The organism is Klebsiella sp. R445 (assembly GCF_051131755.1).
Taxonomy (GTDB): Bacteria; Pseudomonadota; Gammaproteobacteria; order Enterobacterales; family Enterobacteriaceae; genus Klebsiella; species Klebsiella lignicola.
Genome location: NZ_CP180446.1, coordinates 4,122,314 through 4,142,016 on the forward strand (window position 1 = coordinate 4,122,314; position 19,703 = coordinate 4,142,016).

Genomic DNA, 19,703 nt, shown 5'->3' on the forward strand with positions numbered 1-19,703 from the left:
CCCGCGGAATCATTCCGGAGACTGCGTTGCATTAGGTACGGGTAAATCCGCCTGCGAGTGCCAGTAATCCACCGGGCGACTCAATAAATTACGGGTGGTGAAATGGTCGATCAGCCAGCGGTCGCCGGCTTTTTTAAAGCGGATGACCAGTTCAGCGCTGTTGAGATGCGACCCGCCGGCGCGGAAGGTGGAAACCTGCAACATTTTCCAGCGCCCGATGGCCTCTTTTTCCGCACAAATATCAATATATTCTGACGTTAAATAATGAACGTTAATGGCAAAGTGAGAAGGCTCGCTAATATAGCTGGCCATCATTCTGGCAATATTTTCGCGTCCACAATAACGCCCTAGTTTTATTTGATATAAACTGCCGATACCTTCCCAGATAGCTGCCTCACTAAATAATTCAGCAATTTCATTGGCGATATCCGGATGGGATAAATCGTCGCATAAATGCATATACTGGCTCATCAGATTACGGATCTGGTTGGCGGCTTCGAGTTTATCCAGGCGCTGTAGCAGTTTATCGCTATTCATTTATCAGGCCTGAATAATTAATTCACGCCCGGTACGGGCTTCGACTTTGCAATATTTCCACAGCCGGTCCGGACCGCCGCCAACCTGCACGCTGCGGAACAGATTGCAGGCGGCGGTAACAGCGTCAAAATCACGGGCGTCGGCGAGGACGTAGGTGGTCCATGGCCAGCCAGTAGATGGCCCGACCATTACCCGGTCGTCATCCATATTGCCGATCACCTGAATACCGTCGGTGTTTTCAATCCCTATCATCATTTCGCCAAACGCGGCCCAGACCTGCTTGCCGACCTCCGGGGTGGCATCGAAAAAGTTCTGATTTACGCCGATACAAAATAGAACACGGATCATCGTCATACTCCTTAAAAGGTTATAAATAGCCGGGCAGCGGCGAGTGGCCGAAGAACATGTTCCCGGCATTGATGTAAGTCAGTTCGCCCATAAAGGCATGCTGAGTGATCACCATCGAATCGCGGGCATAGCGCTGCAGCGGGCTACGCATGGCGACGCCGGGCATACCGGCCAGCTTCAGCGCGCGGGTGGTCACGGAGGAAGAGACGCGGGTGATGTGCGTCGAGGACAGGCGCAGGGCGTTGATCATCTCTTCGCCTGGGGTATCACCACGTAAAATGGTCTGCCAGACGTCGTCGATGGCGTCGTAGAACCAGCAGCGGGCCGAGCGCAGCTCTGCTTCGCAGTGGGCGATTTCCATCTGTGCGAACTGGCGGTCGGCGAGACACGGAGCGCCGGTGACTGAACTCTGGCGCTCGGCGATGGCGTAGATCTCGCTGAGCGCGGCGCGGGCGATACCCAGCGCTACCACCGAGAGTACCTGGGTTGCCAGCGACAGTACCGGGTAGCGATAAAGCGCGCCGTCCAGATTGAGTTCGCCGCCGCGAATAAAGGTCCACTCTTCGGGGACAAACGCCTCTTTGAGCACTACGTCATGGCTGCCGGTGCCGGCCAGCCCGACGGTATTCCATACCGGGTCGATGGTGAAGCGATCGGCGGGAAGCACCGCGATACGCGGCAGCGGACGGGCAGAGCCGTCATCCGGCAGGATGCCCACGCCGATAAGCTCTGCGCCGGTGCAGCCGCTGGCGAAACTCCAGCGCCCGCTGACCTGGAATCCGCCGTCCTGGGCGATGGCTTTTTGCGGAGGGAAAATCCCGCCGGCAAAGACCACATCAGGGCCATGGCGATAAATTTCATCCAGCGTGCTTAAGGGCAGACCGCCGAGATAGAAAGGGTTCATGCCAAAGCTGGCGACCCATCCGGCGGAGCCGTCGGCGCTGGCGATGGTTTCAATCAGCTGGCAAAATTCGGCGGGTGAAATTTCATCCCCGCCATATTGCGCCGGGACTAATGCACGATAAACGCCAATCTTTTTAAAGCGCGCAATAATATCGCCAGATATATATCGCTGCTGTTCAAATTCCTCACTGCGTGATTTTAATTCGCCGAGTAATTCGTTTAATTCACTATTTGTTGCGTGCAGGGTCTTTTCCGCACGCAGTGATGCCGATGGGTTTAACATGTGACATAGCCTCTTCCAGTTAAAGAGAGTGAATTGTTTTTGTTATTATTAGTTTGTGAGTCTGATTATTTTAATTTTGCCATTAATGCTTCAGCAAAATAGAGTAAATCGAATTCTTTATTTTTCTGCCCGACGATTTGTAAAGCCACCGGGCGTTGATTGATCTCCCCGATGGGAAGCGTCAGCGCCGGATGGCCGCTGAGATTAAACGGCCGCACCAGCCGGGTCAGGTTCACCACGTTTAGCGGGTCGGCGGCTTCGGCCAGCGTCGGCGGGAAGGCCGGCAGGGTCGGCAGTAAAATCACCGGCGTGCGGGCCAACTGGGCATCAACGGCCTGGCTGAAGGTCTGGCGTACATCTTCGGCAGCCCGGCGCTGGGCCGGGCTAATGTCCGCACCCGCGCGGATGCGCACGGCCACATCCCTGGCCAGCAGCGGAGAGTCGACGATGGTGTGAAATGCCTGCCAGTTTTCCTGGCTGATGATCGTCAGACCGGCCTGGTGGGCGTCGGCAAAACCTGGCAGCGAGGTCTGCACCGCATGGATCCCCGCCTGCGCCAGGCGGGCGAGGATCAACTGTTCAATGTCGGCCGTAGCCAGCCCGCAGAGAAAGACCGTGGCCGGCTGGGCCGGGACGGCAGGGGCGTGCTCGGCCAGTACGGTTTCCAGCACCGGTCGCAGGGTTGCCACGTCGCGACTGAAGAAACCAACGCAGTCCAGCGAGCTGTCGGCGGGCATCACTCCCTGGCGACTCACGCGGCCCCAGGTTGGTTTCAGACCCACGATGCCGCAACAGGCCGCCGGCATACGCACCGAACCGCCGGTGTCGGTGCCAATCGCAAAATCGACCTCGCCCGCGGCGACCACGGTGGCTGAACCGCTCGACGATCCGCCGGGGATCAGCGCCGGAAAGTGCGGGTTGACCGGGGTTCCGCTCCAGCTATTGATGCCGGTGACGCCAAAGGCCAGCTCATGCAGGGTCGTTTTCCCGCGCAGCTGATAGCCGTTATCCAGCAGTTGCTGAACCACCCGGGCGTGGGCTTCAGCCGCCGGCACATTCTGCCGCACCGGGCTGCCGGCCTGGGTGGCATGGTCGGCGATATCAATGGTGTCTTTGACCGCAAACGTCACTTTTCCGGCGCCCAGCGTAAAACGCGAGATAAATCCTGAAGGCGCGGATGTCATGTCTGAGCAATGTTCATTAGCCATGGTTCATTTATCCGTTTAACGATACTGAGCGAAGTGACATGGGCATAAAACGTACAGCGTCGAACTTGAGATAATCTTGTCATTAAAACTTGAAACTTCAAGTGATTTGTAACGTATTTTTCACATCGAATTTGATGATGTGAATTTTTTATAAATAAAAAATAATTTTTAATTTGTTGTTTTTTATGGTTATTATTTGGTGTTTATATTTTAATCTCTTGAGGGGGCTCACAAAAAACAGCGCAAAAATATAAGTTAATAAAATGATAAAAACTGTGCGAAAAACGTAGGGGGAACGGGAAGAACGACAATACCCTTTTTACTATAAAGGTTATTGTCGCGTCGTCAGAAGGGGGAACTAATCGTTGAGGTTGTGGAGCAGCAGGGACAGCACATGATTCATTTTCTTTTCCTGGGCGGGGGTAATACCTTTAAACGCCCTGGCGAACACTTTTTTGCTCAGCACCTGGGCCTCGGCGACCTTCGCCTGACCGGCGGGCGTCAGCTCGGCTTCCGTGACGCGGCCATCGCTGGCGCTGATATGGGTGGTCAGCAGCCCGTCATCGCGCAGGCGCCCCACGATTTTGGTGACGGTGGGCATTTTACTGACGGCATACTCCGTAATACGGGAAATACTGGCCCGGTGATATTGATGAACCAGCATCAGCACCCGGAAACGGGAGAGGTCGATGTCGATTTTTTTTAATTCTATTTCCATCAACTGCGTATACTTTGCATACACGTTAACCACCCAGAAGAAGGGGAACTCCTCTTTATGGAAGCGGCTCTCGTGGCTGTCGGGGTGTTCAGAGGTGTTATTTTGATCCACAAGCATCTCCTTGCCTGACGACGGTAGAATGGCTGATGGTATGCGTAATTGACGGGTATTGTAAAATGCAATCTACGCCTGCTGAGGTAGGCTCTTAATGGCTAAAAATGATGACAACTCGCATTCTGACGCGTGACTGGCGTCTTCTCTCACTGGGGCTGCCGGTGCTGGCGCTACTGTGGGCCGGGGTGGCGCTCCATGCGCACTGGGGCGCTTTCCTGCAATGGTGCCTGGCCACCCAAATCACGCTGCACCGCTATCTGGTGATGTATCTTTTGCAGCTCAACAACCATGAGTACAGCGGCGGGTTGTGGTTGCTGGGCGGGGCGTTTCTGTATGGCGCGCTCCACGCGGTAGGCCCCGGGCACGGTAAATTTATCGTCACCACCTATCTCAGCACCAACCAGGAAAGCCTGCTGGCGGCGCGGGTGGTACCGTTTCTCGGCAGCCTGATGCAGGGAGTCAGCGCTATTCTGTTTGTCTTTATTCTGGCGGTGGGGCTGAATCTGGCCTCCGGCGATCTCAGTACCAGCCGCTGGTATGTGGAGAAAATCAGCGCCCTGATGATCGGGGCGTTCGGCGCCTTTGTGATTTATCAAACCCTCAGGGGTCTGCGACCGCGGAAGATGACCATCCGCGCGGCGACCCCGCTGCACCAGCACGACGACCATTGCGGCTGCGGCCATCATGGCGTCGGGCATGACCTGACTCAGGTTGACTGGAAAACCCGGCTTGGGGTGGTGCTGGCGATTGGCGCCAGGCCCTGCAGTGGGGCGATCATGATCCTGCTGTTTTCCAACGCCCTGGGGATCGTCAGCTGGGGTATTGCCGCGGTGATGACCATGTCGCTGGGGACCGCGTTATCGATCCTCGGCCTCTCGCTGGCAGTCCGCTACGCGCGTGAACGGGCGGTTAGCCTGTTTGCCGGAGACGATGAGCGCCGCCTGACGTGGCTGGTCCCGACGGTAAAAATTATCGGCGGAGTGATCCTGATGTTATTCGCCTGCGTGCTGTTTTTAACGGTGATCCCGATGAGCGCGAACGGTGACTATATCGCCGCCGGTTGCTAGCGGTCTTCCAGCAAACGCATCAACAGCGCCAACGACTGATCCAGCTGCTGGCGCTGGGCGGCGGTCAGCCCGGCCAGCAGCTGGCGTTCGTTTTCCACATGGGTTTCTACCGCCTCATCGATCCGCTCGCGCCCTTCAGGCGTCAGGACGACCAGCATGCTTCGCGCATCGTTCGGGTCAGCTAACCGGCTGATAAAGCCTCTTTTCTCCAGCGCTTTCAGACGATGGGTCATGGTGCCGGAGGTGATCATCAGCGTCGAAAAAAGCTGGGTGGGAGAGAGGATAAACGGCGCGCCGGCCCGGCGCAGCGTTGCCAGCATGTCAAACTCCCAGCGCACCAGATCGTGGCGAATAAACGCGACTTCTATTTGCGGCTCCAGCAGCATGGCGCAGCGCTTCAGGCGCCCGATCGGCCCCATCGGGCTACAATCGAGATCCGGGCGCTCCCGTTTCCACTGTTCAAGAATGCGATCTACGGCATCAGCCGGGCGGGACTTGTCCAATTGTGCTCACTTATCTTGATATCAAGACATTTATCGATACATACTTAAGCCATCAATTTACCTTGAAGTGAAGATAAAATCATGCGCTTTCTCTCGCGATCGCCCGTTGTAGATTTACTGTTGACCGCCCTGGCTCCGGCTATCTGGGGAACGACCTATATTGTGACTTCGCAGTTTTTGCCGCCGGACCGGCCCCTTATCGCGGCGCTGCTGCGGGTGCTGCCGGCAGGCGTGGCGCTGCTGATCTGGTGTCGGCGTTTTCCGCGCCACGGAGAGTGGTGGAAGCTGATCGTCACCGGAATCCTCAATATTGGCGCGTTTCAGGCACTGTTGTTTATTGCCGCCTACCGCCTGCCCGGCGGGCTGGCCGCAGTGATTGGCGCGATACAGCCGCTGTTGGTGATGCTGCTGGCCTGGTGTGTCGACCGGCAGCGTTCGCCGTGGCTGGCGGTGGTCTCGGCGTGTAGTGGCATTATCGGCATGGCGCTGTTGCTGCTGTCGCCGGACGTTGTGCTGGATCCGCTGGGGATCCTTGCGGCATTCACCGGGGCGGTGAGTATGGCGCTGGGCACCTGGCTGTCGCGGCGTTGGGCGATATCGCTGCCGGTGGTGGCATTGACGGGCTGGCAACTGCTGATTGGCGGCGTGGTGCTGGCGCCGGTGGCGTGGTGGGTGGATCCGCCTTTGCAACCGCTGACAATGACCCAGCTCGCAGGCTATCTGTGGCTGTGCGTGGCCGGGGCCATGCTGGCTTACGGGCTGTGGTTCCGGGGGATTAGCCGTCTGCCTTCGGTTGCAGTATCGGCATTAAGTTTGCTGAGCCCGGTGACGGCGGTCTTGTTAGGTTGGATTTTTCTTGGACAGAAAATTGAGGGGCTGGCGCTGGTGGGGCTGATCGTGGTGCTGGTGAGCGTGCTGACTATCCAGCGCGCGCTAACAAAAAAAGCCCCATAAAGGGGCCCGACATTGCTGCATGATGCTTGTGCGGCGGGAACCAAACGGGCCGCCTTTCAGCGGCCAGTCTGGCAGTTCCCTCTGCAACCATTCTGTTATTTAGACAGCTCGGCGGTCATATGAACCTGATTACCGGTATACGCTTCGGTAATGTGGTAAGACGCGCCCTGATCTTTAGCGATAGTGGCAATTTTTGCTTCTGCGCTGTCGAGGGTATCTGCAGTGACGCTGACCGGGTGCTGAGCAAAGCTAGCGAAAGAAACCAGGGAGAGCATACCGGCAGCGGCAAGTAATTTTACGTTTTTCATGGTGTGTATCCTTTTAACTTTTTAGGTGGAAAGCGTTGTGCTTTCGATGGGTTTATAATAAGCCTGCTAACTATAACTGGCGTGGCAAAAAGTGCGATTTAGATCACACTTTTGTGCCGGAAGGATGACGGTCGGATGACGTTTTGGATCTTGTCTCCATCAAAAACAATGGCTTATTTGCATTTTTGTGAGCCCGGAAAATTAAAAAAAAGTATTGCTGATACCATGATTTTTTGAAGAGTGCGGCCAGGACATGCCTGCCAGCCGGGTTAAAAGAGGGCAAATGATACTTCGCTGGCCGACGAAGCATCGGCTGAACCGGAGTATTACAGTGGCGTTATCACTGACAGCAGAAGGACGACACGATGATCGCGGTACTCTTTGAAGCCGATGTCACACCGGCAAAACAGGCGCGTTACCTGGCCCTGGCGGCGGAGCTGAAACCGTTGCTCAGCACCATCGATGGCTTTATCAGCATCGAGCGCTTTCAAAGCCTGACGACGCAGGGGAAAATTCTCTCCCTCTCGTGGTGGCGTGATGAACAGGCGGTGCTGGCCTGGAAACAGAACCTCTGCCACCAGGCGGCCCAGCAGGAGGGCAAGGCAGATATCTTCGCCGCCTGGCAGATTCGAATTGCGCAGGTTATCCGCGCCTACGGCTCGGCCAGCCGGGAGGAACACGGTAATGTATGATATTCATGTGATCCTGCCCAATACTCCTGGCCAGCTGGCGAAACTCGGGCAAACGCTGGGGGAACAGGGCGTGGGGCTGGAAGGGGGCGGCGTGTTCACCTGCGGCAATCAATGCCATGCGCATTTTCTGGTGGTTGAAGGCGAACGGGCCAGAGCGGTGCTGGAACAGGCGGGGATCCCGGTAGCGGGTGTTTGCCAGCCGCTCATCCGCAGGTTAAAACAGGAACAACCCGGTGAACTGGGGGCGATAGCGCAGGCGCTGGCTGAGCAGGGAGTCAATATTCTGACCCAGTACAGCGATCACGCCAATCGCTTGATTCTGGTCACCGATAACTTTTCACTGGCGCAGGACGTGACGCGTGCCTGGGCTACCACCTGACGAGGCGCTATGTTAAAACCGGCCAACATTATTGCTGATGATGAGTCACTGGCGGGATCTATCACCGCGCTGGCTGCCGCCATGGCCGACGCCTCGCGGATGAAAATGCTCTGTGCCTTAATGGATGGCCGGGCATGGACCGCCACGGAGCTGTCGACGGTTGCTGAGGTTTCCGCCTCAACCGCCAGCGCCCACCTTAACCGGCTGGTCACCAGCCAGCTGCTGGTGTGCCTGGCGCAGGGGCGCCACCGTTATTACCGGCTGGCGAGCGCCGACGTGGCCGGGCTGCTGGAAAACATGATGGTCATGGCCGGCAAACACGCGACGGCGCTCACCACCCGCACCCCGGTGAATTTGCGCACGGCGCGCACCTGCTACGATCACCTGGCGGGCGAAGTGGCGGTCGGGCTCTATGATTTCTTATTGCGCGAAGCGTGGATCACGCCGGATGGCGAGGCGCTGACGGCGACCGGAGAGGCGCAGTTTGCTCGTTTAGGAGTGATCCTGCCGACCGGGCGGCGCCGGGTGTGCTGCGCCTGTCTGGATTGGAGCGAGCGGCGTTTTCACCCCGGAGGCGCCGTGGGGGCCGCATTATTGCGCCATGGTCAGCTCAACGGCTGGTTTGTTGTCACCCCGGGATTTCGCCAGGTGACGATCGCCCCGAAAGGCAAGCAGGCGCTACGCCAGCACTTTCAGTTGCAGCTGTAGGGCGTTATTTGGCAATATTGATGGCTCCCTCCGTTTATTATTCAGAATATTCGCGATAGCCAGCAAATAGCATTATTTGTCATGATGTTCCCTCCTCGATATATATCTATTGCGCCTTTTTCTTTTCAATGTAAATAACTTGCTGTTTGTTTTTAGCTATTGTTAGGTTTTTATCAATAGTCAAAACTTATCACTCGTGGGGTGTAACAAGTTATAAGCAAATGTATATTTGTTGCCGATAAATAGCATTCTTTGACGCCGATAGCATTACCGAACACCATCAATCGCGTTCGTGTCCTGACGCCTTAAATATTGCGGCTTCCGGTCAGTCGAAGTTTCTATTCACAGTTGCACAAGTGAGCATCGCATAACGCTTCTGACTTTTGTGCAGATTTACTGCTGGTTTTATTGATATAAAACTCACTCTGACAAGGAAATGGCAATGAAAAAGGTTCTTCTCTCTGCAGCAATGGCGACTGCTTTTTTTGGTATGACTGCGGCAAATGCGGCTGATACCAATGTTGGTGGTGGCCAGGTTAATTTCTTCGGTAAAGTGACCGATGTATCCTGCACCGTTTCCGTTAACGGCCAGGGCAGCGATGCTAACGTTTACCTTTCTCCGGTTACCCTGACTGAAGTCAAAGCGGCTGCCGCAGATACCTACCTGAAACCAAAATCTTTCACCATCGACGTCAGCAACTGCCAGTCTGCAAGCGCCGAGAAGCAGGATGATGTCAGCAAACTGGGCGTGAACTGGACCGGCGGTAACCTGCTGGCTGGCGCGGCAGGCAAACAAGTCGGCTACCTGGCGAACACCGAAGCTGCAGGTGCGAAAAACATCCAGCTGGTTCTGTCCACCGATGACAGCAGCACCCTGGCTAAAAAAATCATCCCGGGTGACACTACTCAGCCGAAAGCTACCGCTGATGACTCCGCAGTCCAGGACGGCGCGCGCTTCACTTATTTCGTCGGTTACGCGACTAATACCCCGGATACCGTAACTACCGGTGTGGTTAACAGCTACGCGACCTACGAAATTACTTACCAGTAATTTTCGCCAGAAAATAAAACCGTCGGTTGCTCCGACGGTTTAAAATAATAATAAAGCGGCCCTTGCTGCCGCTTGTTTTTTTCTTCTGAGGTCAGCATGAAGCATATTGTCCTTTTTTTCTGTTTCATTTTTAGTTTCGCGGCTCATGCCAACAATATTATCGTCAACGGCACCCGCTTTATTTATCCAGGAAATGAAAAAGAAATAACGGTGCAGCTTTCTAATACCGCCGACCGTCCGGCCCTGGCGCAAGCCTGGCTGGATAACGGTAATGCCGACGCTACGCCGGATACCATTACCACGCCATTTATTATTACCCCGCCGATTTCTCGCGTTGACGCGAAAAGCGGCCAGACCTTACGCATTAAGCTGGGTAGCGCTGCCGGGTTGGCACAGAATAAAGAGACGCTGTGGTGGCTGAATCTGCTCGAGATACCGCCGGTGGTTGCCAATCAGAAAAATGAAGGCGAGAACATCCTCCAGCTGGCGATCCGTTCGCGCTTTAAGTTTATCTATCGTCCTGTCGGACTGGGCAACCGCGACGCCGCGCCGGAGCAACTGACGCTGACCGCCAATGGCAGCAGCCTGGCAGTTAACAACCCGACGCCGTTTTATCTCACCATCAGCCGTATTTCCCGTGAGGGCGGCAAAGCCCTGAACAGCAAAACGGTGATGCTGGCGCCGCAGTCAAGCCAGACCGTAGCACTCTCTGGCGCCGTGAACCGCGGCGAGACCCTGACGCTCAACAATATCAATGACTATGGCGCAGATGTGGCGGTGAAAGTCGCGGTTAAATAAGGGATTCGATCATGACGCAGAGGTCTATCTGCCCGGGAAGATTAAGCACGGCGATCGCGATGGCGCTGTTCTGCTTCCCGCCATTTTCCAGCGGACAGGAAAACCCGGGAACGGTATACCAGTTTAATGATGGTTTTATCGTTGGCAGCCGGGAAAAGGTCGATCTGTCTCGCTTCTCCGCCAGTGCCATCACGGAAGGGACCTATTCCCTCGATGTTTACACCAATAACGAGTGGAAGGGGCGCTACGATCTCAACGTCACCCGTGACAAAGAGGGCAACCTCGGGATCTGCTACACCCGCGAGATGCTCGAGCGTTACGGCATTTCGGCAGAAAAACTCAACCCGCAGTTGAGCAAGCAGGCAGGCTTCTGTGGCCGTCTGCAGGCGTGGTATGACGACGCTTCCGTTAAAGACAATCTGATTCAGTCCGCTTTGCGACTGGAGATTACCATTCCGCAGATCTTTCAGGATCAGCGTCTGAAAAACTTTGTCAGCCCGGAATTCTGGGATAAGGGCATTGCCGCGCTGAATCTCGGCTGGATGGCGAATACCTGGACCAGCCACACCTCGGCGGCTAACGGCTCGGATAACAGCAGCGCCTATCTCGGCATCAATGCCGGTCTGTCCTGGGACGGCTGGTTGTTCAAGCATATCGGTAACCTCAACTGGCAGCAGCAGCAGGGGAAAGCGCACTGGAACAGTAACCAGACCTACCTTCAGCGGCCGATCCCGCAGATTAATTCAATCGTCAGCGGCGGGCAGATTTTCACTAACGGGGAATTCTTCGACACCATTGGCCTGCGTGGGGTAAACCTGGCGACCGATGACAATATGTTCCCGGACGGCATGCGCTCCTACGCCCCGGAAATCCGCGGCGTGGCGCAAAGCAACGCGCTGGTGACGGTGCGCCAGGGCAACAACATTATTTATCAGACCTCGGTACCGCCGGGGCCGTTTACGTTGCAGGATGTCTACCCTTCTGGCTACGGCAGCGATCTTGACGTCACCGTCAAAGAGGCTGATGGTTCGGTGCAGGTCTTCAGCGTCCCTTACGCCTCGGTTGCGCAGCTGCTGCGCCCGGGCATGACCCGCTATGCGCTGTCGGCCGGTAAGGTCGATGATAATTCGCTGCGAAACAAACCGATGCTGTATCAGGCCACCTGGCAGCATGGTCTGAGCAACCTGTTCACCGGCTATACCGGCGTGACCGGCTTTGATGATTATCAGGCGTTTCTGCTGGGGGCCGGGATGAATACCGGTATCGGTGCATTGTCGCTGGATGTCACCCAGTCGCGGTTGAAGAGCGACACTCTCGATGAGAAAGGGCAGAGCTATCGCGCCACCTTTAACCGGATGTTCACCGAAACTCAGACCAGTATCGTGCTGGCGGCCTATCGCTATTCCACCAAAGGCTATTACAACCTCAGCGACGCACTGTACACCATCGATCAAGAGAAGAATCGTAACCGCAACTACACCCTGTGGCGGCAGAAAAACGGCATGACCTTTACCGTTAACCAGAACCTGCCAGATGGCTGGGGCGGTTTTTATCTCAGCGGTAGCGTCTCTGATTACTGGAACCGCTCGGGAACCGAGAAGCAGTATCAGCTCAACTACAACAATACGTACGGGCGTCTTTCGTGGTCCGTTGGGGCGCAGCGCGTCTATACGCCGGATAACAACGGGCATCGTCGCGACGACCGCGTCTCGCTTAACTTCAGCTACCCGTTATGGTTCGGTGAGAACCGTACCGCCAACCTGACCTCGAATACCTCGTTCAACAATTCGCGCTTTGGCAGCTCGCAGATTGGTATTAACGGCGCGCTGGATCGCGAAAATAACCTCAACTACGGCATCTCCACCACCACCGTGACCGGGGGGCAGCATGATGTGGCCCTGAACGGCAGCTACCGCACGCCGTGGACCACCCTCAACGGCAGCTACAGCCAGGGCGAAGGCTACCGGCAGAGCGGGCTCGGGGCCAGCGGGACATTGATTGCCCATCGCCATGGCGTGGTGTTCTCGCCGGAAAGTGGCAACACCATGGCGCTGATTGAAGCCAAAGATGCCGCCGGCGCCATGCTGCCGGGATCGCCAGGTACCCGCGTCGACAGCAATGGTTACGCCATTTTGCCGTATCTGCGTCCGTACCGGATTAACTCAGTCGAGATCGACCCGAAAGGCAGCCAGGATGATATCGCCTTTGAGCGTACCGTGGCGCAGGTTGTTCCGTGGGAAGGCAGCGTGGTGAAGGTGTCGTTCGCGACCTCGGTGCAGAACAGCATCACCCTGCAGGCGCGACAGGCGAATCATCAACCGCTGCCGTTTGCCGCCACCATTCTTGATCCGTCAGGGAAGGACATTGGCGTGGTAGGTCAGGGCAGCATGATGTTTATCAACGATGCCAGCGTACAGCGCGTCACGGTGAAGTGGAACGACGGGCAATGTTCGGTCGATCTGGGTCAGGCAAAAACAAAGGAAACGGTATGTCGCTGAGTAAACGACTGATCATGGCGGCTGGCCTGCTGGCCCTGGGAACATCCACGGTGTGGGCGGACTGCTCGCGGCGTACGGCCAGCACGGTAAAGTTTGATATGACCCTGGGACGGGTGGTGGTGTCGCCGGACCTGCCGGTCGGGGCGGTTATCGTTAAACAGGACTGGACCATGCCGGGCGGCAATGGCGTCAGCTACTACTGCACCAATAACAACACCTTCAGGGCCGACATTGTGGCTGCTGGCGTGCACGATCTGGGAAACAAGATCTACTCCACCAACGTGCCGGGGATTGGTATGCGCTTTAGCCGTGGCGGCTCGACGGTGAATATTGTTTATCCCGGCAGCTATACGTCCAACGGGGGACGGGGGACGAACTATACGCTGGAAGGCTCGCGTTTCACCCTTGAGCTTATCAAGACCGCCGCAGTCACCGGCAGCGGAACCCTGGCCGCGGGGAAATATACCTCGTATGACTGGGAAAGAGGCAACAATCCGATCCTGGAAACCTACCTGAGCGCCAACGCGATCACCATCGTCTCCCCTTCCTGTACGGTGGTGGGCGGTAAGAATATGAACGTTCCGGTAGGCACCATTAAACGTAGCGACCTCAAAGGGGTCGGCACCACCGCCGGTGGGCGGGATTTCAATATTGAACTGCAGTGCAGCGGTGGGTTAAGCGACACAGGATTTGCCAATATTCAGACTTCGTTCTCCGGCACGCTGGCGACCAGCACCACCCTCAAGCAAGGGGCACTGCTCAATGAAAAAAGCGGTAGCTCAGCTGCGACAGGGGTCGGCATTCAGGTGCTGCGGGACGGGGTTCCGTTGGAATTTAACAAAAAGTACAGCATCGGCTCTCTACGTAATCAGGAGACGCGTTACTTTACGCAAGCCTATCATGCGCGCTTTTACCAGTATCTGCCGACAACCAGTACCGGCGAGGTGGAGTCGCATATGATCTTTAACCTGACATACGATTAATTCGGGAGGCCGGCATGAAGGATTATGGATGGGGTACCCGCAGCAAACGACGTCTGAGACTAGCGGTGGCAGGCAGCATGATTGTCACCTCGTCGGTCTACGGTTTTATGCCGGAATACGATAACGGGCGGGTCGATTTTGCCGGGAAGGTGACGGATATCTCCTGCAGCGTGGCGCTCAACGGCGGCCATAATGCCGGCAGCGGCAACGTCTGGCTGGCGCCGGTAAGTCTGGCGGAAGTCCACGCGCGTGGTGCCGGAGCATTGATGAAACCGCAGCCTTTCACTCTTGAGCTATCGAACTGTCAGCTACGCCATGACGGTGGTGCGGCGGACAGCCATGAGATCCGCTCGGTGAATGTGCGCTGGGTCGATGGATTTATGCTGACGGCGGTCGCGAACGAAAACGCCGGCTATCTGGCTAATACGTTGCCGGACGGGGCGCGGAATATCTATCTGGCGCTGTCGACCAATGACAATAATACCCTCGATAAGAGCAATAAAATTGTGCCCGCTGACCCGCAGCAAAACCGGGTATCGATGGTAGAAAAATCGGTCAATGGTGGGGTATTTACTTATTATATTGGCTACGTGTCGCCGACGCCGTTGCAGGCAACCAGCGGCCCGCTTACCAGTTGGGCCACCTGGGAATTAGTGTATAACTGAGGGTGTGCGCTTTTCGCCAGTAAAAATACCGGATGGTTCCGGTATTTTTACTGGGTGATATTTTCCTGAACCAACTGTTCAATACTGACTTCTTTCCAGTAATGCCCCTGAACGGCAAACCATTCCATTCCCTGCAGCCAGTTTTTATGCGCTTCACTTTCCACGCCTTCAATAATGACGTTATGGTTATTGCGTGAAAGGAAGGTTACCAGCGCATCCATTAGCGGGCGCCCGGATTCTTTTTTCATTAAATGCCAGAAGAAGTCTTTATCAATTTTGACATAATCAAAATGATATCCTCGAATAGCATTAATACCGGCGTAGCCAGAGCCAAAGTCATCGAGCCATAAGGTGGACGCGGGGGAGGATTGCCAGTTGGCAAGTGCATCGTTAAGCAAACTATTGGCGTTTTCAGTCACCTCAAAATGCACACAGCCCAGACGTTTTATATAGGCGTCTATTTCGGGGTGATGGAGAATGCTGAGGATGTGGTCGTCGACATTGATTGTCGCCGAAATGCCATTATCAATAAACCATGCTTTGTGCTTTTCAATTAATGCTAATTGCTCCATAAAAATACTTTCACGCAGCGCGGCATTGGCGTGGCGAAAGAAAAATTCCGGCGCGACCGGCATGGTATCGAAACGACTTAAGCACTCTACGGCAACCAGGGTATCTTGTGGCGAGAACATTTTTTGAAAGACATAACGTACGGCAATATCACTACGAGACAAATTGTTATCTGAAAATAGGGTGGCTTTCATTTTTTCGCGCCAGGAAGTTACACATGGTTGTTGCAGGGTGTAATGATTATAAGTGACCTTGTTGTAGTTGGGAATAATTATTAAATGTAACTTCTCAATTAATTATTTGGTTTTGATTGGTATCTACTTGTTTTTATGCTGAAGGAGGGGAATACCTTTTTTAGCATTGATACAGATTGACTATTTTTTGGTTCATCATCCGCGAATTATCCATACCCAGCTTTTTCATGATATGCATTTTATGGCTGTGTACCGTTTTATGGTCGATGTCCAGCAGGGTGGCGATGCGTTTATTGTTATGACAGCTCATCGTCAACTCAAGAACCTGTAGCTCTCTGGCGGAGAGTTTCTTCTGCGCCGGGGCCTGGCGCCCGTTGCGCGGCGTGCTGGTGGCAAGGTAAAAATCACCCAGCGATGATTTTTCAGTGAGTATCAATACATTATCTATACCGATCAGCTCCAGACACAGGCCGGCAATGTCACTTTTTACCACCAAAATCAGCCGGGAGCAGTTCAGGAGATACCCGCGCAGCATATTGAGTCGCGACATTGTCTCGCCAGCCGATATGTCCTGATGGATGACATTAATGATGACGATGCCGGCGAAAGGCATCCCTGCCTTTTGCGCAATATCCTGATAACGAAATAATGAAATATTTTTATTGTTATCAATCATATAGCGATGTATCGATTGCCCGATGAGATTATCATCAGTGTACAGCGATATCCTGTCCAAAAGATCAGACTCTCTTTTTACGCTTGGCTTCCAGAATCAAATCCAGCAGCATTTTCTCTATTTTGGTTTTGTCATCATGATGGCGGAATTTAAACTGGCAGGAAACCTGATGGTAGCTCTCCTGGTCTACGCAGCCATCGTCGAGGGTGACCTCAATGACATTTTTGATGACTAAATCGATAGTGATTTCGCCGTATTCTGCTAATGACAGAATTGAATTTTTCAACACCGAGTGATGGCCCAGGAATTTTAAGTTGGGGTTTTTCGCCATCAACGCGCAGCCGCCATCTGATATGTCTTTAATTTCGAAAGTATAGTTCTCACCATTTTTATGTCGGCCACGACAAAAGAAATCATAGTGGTGATGCAGGCGAAAGCGCGGGTCGCGTCGGCGTTGAATCACCTGAAGACAGTCAGGGAGGCTAAATGAGAACTTATTACCCTGTTGGTGCTCGCTGCCATAATTTTCCAGCAGCGTTGAGTTGAATTCAATTTTGCCTGAATCGCTATGCAGAATGAATCTATATCTATTCCCCGGAGGGATTTTGCTATGCGTGACGATATGGAACTCGGCAAAATCAACCCGCGTGAGTTGAGTCATGATGCTTTTGTTATTGAGGACGATTTCTATCTCGGACTGTTTTCTGAGTTCTTCCCTGAAAATAGCAATGATCTCATACCTGCTGGTTTTTATCGTTCCCTCAGTCATTTAGATTCCTTGTCGATTTTTGTTGTGTGTAGTTAATTTTTTGTATAGCAATGCCAACATTCTGATTGTATTAACCAGATGTTTTTCTGAGCATTTGATGTTATTAGCTATCTTTATAGCTGGATTGATTTGTATAAACGTCGAATCAGATATTGTTTTTCCTGTAATCAAGAGTTCAAAAAAATCTGGAAGGCAAAAACGACAGAAGTCCCCATAAAGGAGACTCGTCTAAAAAAGTGTATTTCACTGCTATGTATGAGGTTATTGGTTACTGAATAGTGCAAACAACTACCTGCTTATTCTATACCCTAAATAATTCGAGTTACAGCAAGGCGACGACGCAGGGAATCCCCGGGAGCTTACTGAAGTAAGTGACTGGGGTGAGCGAGAAAAGCCAACGTACATGTAACTTGAAGTATGAAGGGTATATATAGTGCCAGCACTGTTGGGCTTATTCCAGGCAAATAATGGCAGGGCGAGGCAACCGGTGCGAAAAGCCTCCCACCGGTTGCCAACTATCGTCAGGCCTGCAAGTTATCTAACGTTGCGATGGCCTCAGGCGGTAGGATCAGAGCGCCAGCGGCGAGGTTTTCCTGCAAATGCTGAAGCGAGGAGGTGCCTGGGATCAGCAGAATATTGGGCGAGCGCTGCAGCAGCCAGGCGAGAGCGACCTGCATCGGCGTCGCCTCCAGCGCGGCGGCCACATCGTTCAGCTCCTGCGCCTGCAGGGGGCTGAATCCGCCCAGCGGGAAGAACGGGACGTAGGCAATATTCTGTGCGGCAAGCAGGTCGATCAACGCATCATCACCGCGGTTGGCGACGTTGTACTGATTCTGCACGCAGACGATGGGCGTCAGCTTTTGCGCGTCGGCCACCTGCTGTGCGGTAACGTTGCTGAGACCAATGTGGCGGATAAGCCCGCGTTCTTTAAGCTCAAGCAGGGTGGTCAGCGGCCCTTCGAGCGACCCTTCAACCGGCCCGTGGGCGCTGAGCATGCTGCGCAGGTTCACGACCTCCAGCACCTCGAGACCCAGGTTACGCAGGTTATCTTCCACCGCTTGCGTCAGCTCTTCCGGGGATGTTGCCGGGAGCCAGTTCCCTTGTTCATCGCGACGGGCGCTGACTTTGGTCACGATGCAGAGATCGTCGGTGTAAGGGTGCAGGGCCTGTCGAATCAGCTGGTTGGTCACGTGCGGACCGTAGAAATCGGAGGTGTCAATATGGTTGACCCCGGCCTCCACCGCCGCCTGAAGCACCCGGATGGCGCCTTCCGGGTCGGCCGGCGGGCCAAAGACGCCAGGGCCGGCCAGTTGCATGGCGCCATACCCCAGACGATAAACCTGACGATGACCTAATGTGCCGCTTCCGGATTGTTTTACGCTGGACATGGATTTTCCCCGATGATGAGCAAAGCCTAAGAGGCTGTCCCATTAGACTATTTGGCATAGGCTCTAAGTGTAAGTCAGAGGGGAAACTTGTTGCGACAGGAATGTTGACAGAACGTGCGGTGGCGGTGGGAACCGCCGCCGCAGAGGAGCTTAGCTGAAGAACATCACGGAAACGCACATCAGTCCGACCACCAGGGTAATGAAGTTACCCACAGAGCGGTACGGCTTCAGAGCCGGGATAATATAGGTCGACAGCGTTGGCATGATGAACAGAATCATGGCGATCAACGGGCCGCTGATGGCGTAGATCATCGAGATGGCATTCGGGTTGATAAAGCAGACCACGAAGGTCAGCGCCGAGACCAGCAGAATCGAGATCGCACGGTTAAACGCACGGCTTTTGCGCACGCCCACCTGACCAAGCGTCGTTTTCACGATTTCGCTGGCGCCTTCAATCACCCCAAAGTAGGTGCCCAGGAACGATTTGGACATGGCGACCACGGCGACCACAATTCCGGTCACCGCCAGCCATGCCGGAGAACCTGGCATCATCGAGAGGGCCGAGAGGATCGTCACCCCTTCATTTCGCGCATTCTCAATATAGGAGGCCGGAATGGCCAGCAGGCAGCTAAAGACAAAAAACAGTACGCTGGCGCAGATGATCGTGTAGGCCACCTTCATGATTTTTTTGCATTTACCCATGGCCTGCTCGCCGTATTTCTCCTGCTGATCGATAGCAAAAGTCGAAATGATAGGCGTATGGCTAAAAGCGAAAACCATCACGGGAATCGAGATCCAGATCTGGTGGAACGTGTGCGAGGTCAGCTGCATCTGGCTGGTGAGATGGTCTGGCTGCCAGTCGCGGATCAGATAGATGGACAAGAACAGGAAGCAGGCAATCAGCGGGAACACCAGAAAACCCATCACTTTAATGGTGATGTGGCGACCCATCAAAAAGATCAGATTCAGCACCATCACCACGCCGAGACTCAACAGCGCGCGAACGCCTGGGGTGATCGGCATATGCCGGCCCAGCTGCTCCGCCAGCGAGTTGGTAATGGCGACCGCGTAAATCAACACCACCACAAAGAAGGCGAGAAAATAGAGCGCGGTAATCAGGTTCCCCACTTTCTTGCCGTAGTAGTGATTGACCGCACCGGTGATCCCGAGGCCGGGGGCGGCTTTCGCGGAGAGGATGAACTGACTCAGGGCTTTATGCGGCCAGTAGGTTAACGGCCAGGCGACGAGGGCAGTAATGAACAGGACAATGGCGCCCGCGGATCCTAGCTGGATCGGCAAAAACAGGGTACCAGCGCCTACGGCAGTGCCATATAAGGCAAAACTCCAAAGAGTTTCTTCTTTTGACCAAATTTTAGACATCGTGTGAAT

General features: G+C 54.5%; 22 protein-coding genes. 10 read left to right on the forward strand and 12 right to left on the reverse strand.

Going from position 1 to position 19,703, the window contains the following annotated elements; genetic code table 11:
- Positions 1-9: 9 nt before the first annotated feature.
- The 5 genes from ACMYSN_RS19470 to ACMYSN_RS19490 form a co-directional block, all read right to left on the reverse strand.
- Positions 10-537, reverse strand: coding sequence for a nuclear transport factor 2 family protein (locus ACMYSN_RS19470; protein ID WP_462495851.1), 528 nt, complete (start codon positions 535-537; stop codon positions 10-12).
- A gap of 3 nt (positions 538-540) precedes the next feature.
- Entirely contained in the window at positions 541-885 is a 345-nt protein-coding gene (locus ACMYSN_RS19475) for an IacB protein (RefSeq protein WP_123756615.1), read from the reverse strand.
- 19 nt (positions 886-904) lie between these two features.
- Positions 905-2,071: an acyl-CoA dehydrogenase family protein gene (locus ACMYSN_RS19480; protein WP_462495852.1), complete on the reverse strand. Its 1,167-nt coding sequence runs from the start codon at positions 2,069-2,071 to the stop codon at positions 905-907.
- A 65-nt stretch (positions 2,072-2,136) separates the two neighbouring features.
- Positions 2,137-3,279: an amidase gene (locus ACMYSN_RS19485; protein WP_462495853.1), complete on the reverse strand. Its 1,143-nt coding sequence runs from the start codon at positions 3,277-3,279 to the stop codon at positions 2,137-2,139.
- A gap of 358 nt (positions 3,280-3,637) precedes the next feature.
- Positions 3,638-4,108, reverse strand: coding sequence for a MarR family winged helix-turn-helix transcriptional regulator (locus ACMYSN_RS19490; RefSeq protein ID WP_123756941.1), 471 nt, complete (start codon positions 4,106-4,108; stop codon positions 3,638-3,640).
- A 110-nt stretch (positions 4,109-4,218) separates the two neighbouring features.
- Between ACMYSN_RS19490 and ACMYSN_RS19495 the strand changes: the two genes are divergently transcribed.
- On the forward strand, positions 4,219-5,178 hold the full coding sequence (locus ACMYSN_RS19495) for a nickel/cobalt transporter (protein WP_123756618.1): 960 nt from the start codon (positions 4,219-4,221) through the stop codon (positions 5,176-5,178).
- Here ACMYSN_RS19495 and ACMYSN_RS19500 read toward each other — a convergent pair.
- A complete protein-coding gene (locus tag ACMYSN_RS19500; RefSeq protein WP_462495854.1) occupies positions 5,175-5,681 on the reverse strand; it encodes a MarR family winged helix-turn-helix transcriptional regulator in 507 nt (168 codons plus the stop codon). The two genes, ACMYSN_RS19495 and ACMYSN_RS19500, sit on opposite strands and share 4 nt — an antisense overlap.
- Positions 5,682-5,762: 81 nt before the next feature.
- On the opposite strand from ACMYSN_RS19500, the gene ACMYSN_RS19505 reads away from it, so the two are divergent.
- On the forward strand, positions 5,763-6,635 hold the full coding sequence (locus ACMYSN_RS19505) for an EamA/DMT transporter family protein (protein WP_462495855.1): 873 nt from the start codon (positions 5,763-5,765) through the stop codon (positions 6,633-6,635).
- Between the two features lie 95 nt (positions 6,636-6,730).
- On the opposite strand, the gene ACMYSN_RS19510 is transcribed toward ACMYSN_RS19505, so the two are convergent.
- Entirely contained in the window at positions 6,731-6,943 is a 213-nt protein-coding gene (locus tag ACMYSN_RS19510; protein WP_015585822.1) for a YdgH/BhsA/McbA-like domain containing protein, read from the reverse strand.
- A gap of 365 nt (positions 6,944-7,308) precedes the next feature.
- On the opposite strand from ACMYSN_RS19510, the gene ACMYSN_RS19515 reads away from it, so the two are divergent.
- The 8 genes from ACMYSN_RS19515 (at position 7,309) to ACMYSN_RS19550 (ending at position 14,717) form a co-directional block, all read left to right on the forward strand.
- Positions 7,309-7,635, forward strand: a complete 327-nt coding sequence (locus ACMYSN_RS19515; RefSeq protein WP_462495856.1) for an antibiotic biosynthesis monooxygenase family protein — start codon at positions 7,309-7,311, stop codon at positions 7,633-7,635.
- Positions 7,628-8,014, forward strand: a complete 387-nt coding sequence (locus ACMYSN_RS19520; RefSeq protein ID WP_462495857.1) for an amino acid-binding protein — start codon at positions 7,628-7,630, stop codon at positions 8,012-8,014. Before ACMYSN_RS19515 ends, ACMYSN_RS19520 begins: the two co-directional genes overlap by 8 nt.
- A 9-nt stretch (positions 8,015-8,023) precedes the next feature.
- The gene (locus ACMYSN_RS19525) at positions 8,024-8,722 is read left to right on the forward strand and encodes an ArsR/SmtB family transcription factor (RefSeq protein ID WP_462495858.1); all 699 of its coding nucleotides are present in this window, start codon (positions 8,024-8,026) and stop codon (positions 8,720-8,722) included.
- Between the two features lie 442 nt (positions 8,723-9,164).
- The gene (locus ACMYSN_RS19530; RefSeq protein WP_462495859.1) at positions 9,165-9,773 is read left to right on the forward strand and encodes a fimbrial protein; all 609 of its coding nucleotides are present in this window, start codon (positions 9,165-9,167) and stop codon (positions 9,771-9,773) included.
- Positions 9,774-9,869: 96 nt separating this feature from the next.
- Positions 9,870-10,571, forward strand: coding sequence for a fimbrial biogenesis chaperone (locus ACMYSN_RS19535; RefSeq protein ID WP_123756625.1), 702 nt, complete (start codon positions 9,870-9,872; stop codon positions 10,569-10,571).
- An 11-nt stretch (positions 10,572-10,582) separates the two neighbouring features.
- A complete protein-coding gene (locus ACMYSN_RS19540; RefSeq protein ID WP_462495860.1) occupies positions 10,583-13,069 on the forward strand; it encodes a fimbria/pilus outer membrane usher protein in 2,487 nt (828 codons plus the stop codon).
- Positions 13,060-14,052, forward strand: a complete 993-nt coding sequence (locus ACMYSN_RS19545; RefSeq protein ID WP_462495861.1) for a fimbrial protein — start codon at positions 13,060-13,062, stop codon at positions 14,050-14,052. The genes ACMYSN_RS19540 and ACMYSN_RS19545 overlap by 10 nt, the downstream gene beginning before the upstream one ends.
- A 77-nt stretch (positions 14,053-14,129) precedes the next feature.
- Positions 14,130-14,717 carry a fimbrial protein gene (locus tag ACMYSN_RS19550; RefSeq protein ID WP_462498294.1) on the forward strand — a complete coding sequence of 196 codons (588 nt, stop codon included), beginning with the start codon at positions 14,130-14,132 and terminating at the stop codon, positions 14,715-14,717.
- A gap of 47 nt (positions 14,718-14,764) precedes the next feature.
- Here the strand turns inward: ACMYSN_RS19550 and mrkJ are convergent, their stop codons facing one another.
- From mrkJ to ACMYSN_RS19575, 5 genes are all read right to left on the reverse strand, one after another.
- Positions 14,765-15,481, reverse strand: coding sequence for an EAL domain-containing protein (gene mrkJ, locus ACMYSN_RS19555; protein ID WP_462495862.1), 717 nt, complete (start codon positions 15,479-15,481; stop codon positions 14,765-14,767).
- Between the two features lie 160 nt (positions 15,482-15,641).
- A complete protein-coding gene (locus ACMYSN_RS19560) occupies positions 15,642-16,031 on the reverse strand; it encodes a helix-turn-helix domain-containing protein (RefSeq protein WP_462495863.1) in 390 nt (129 codons plus the stop codon).
- A 190-nt stretch (positions 16,032-16,221) separates the two neighbouring features.
- Positions 16,222-16,926 carry a flagellar brake protein gene (locus ACMYSN_RS19565; protein ID WP_462495864.1) on the reverse strand — a complete coding sequence of 235 codons (705 nt, stop codon included), beginning with the start codon at positions 16,924-16,926 and terminating at the stop codon, positions 16,222-16,224.
- 521 nt (positions 16,927-17,447) lie between these two features.
- Positions 17,448-18,314: an aldo/keto reductase family oxidoreductase gene (locus tag ACMYSN_RS19570; protein ID WP_462495865.1), complete on the reverse strand. Its 867-nt coding sequence runs from the start codon at positions 18,312-18,314 to the stop codon at positions 17,448-17,450.
- A 150-nt stretch (positions 18,315-18,464) separates the two neighbouring features.
- Complete coding sequence (locus tag ACMYSN_RS19575; protein ID WP_462495866.1) at positions 18,465-19,694, reverse strand: amino acid permease; 1,230 nt, start codon at positions 19,692-19,694, stop codon at positions 18,465-18,467.
- Positions 19,695-19,703 lie beyond the last annotated feature (9 nt).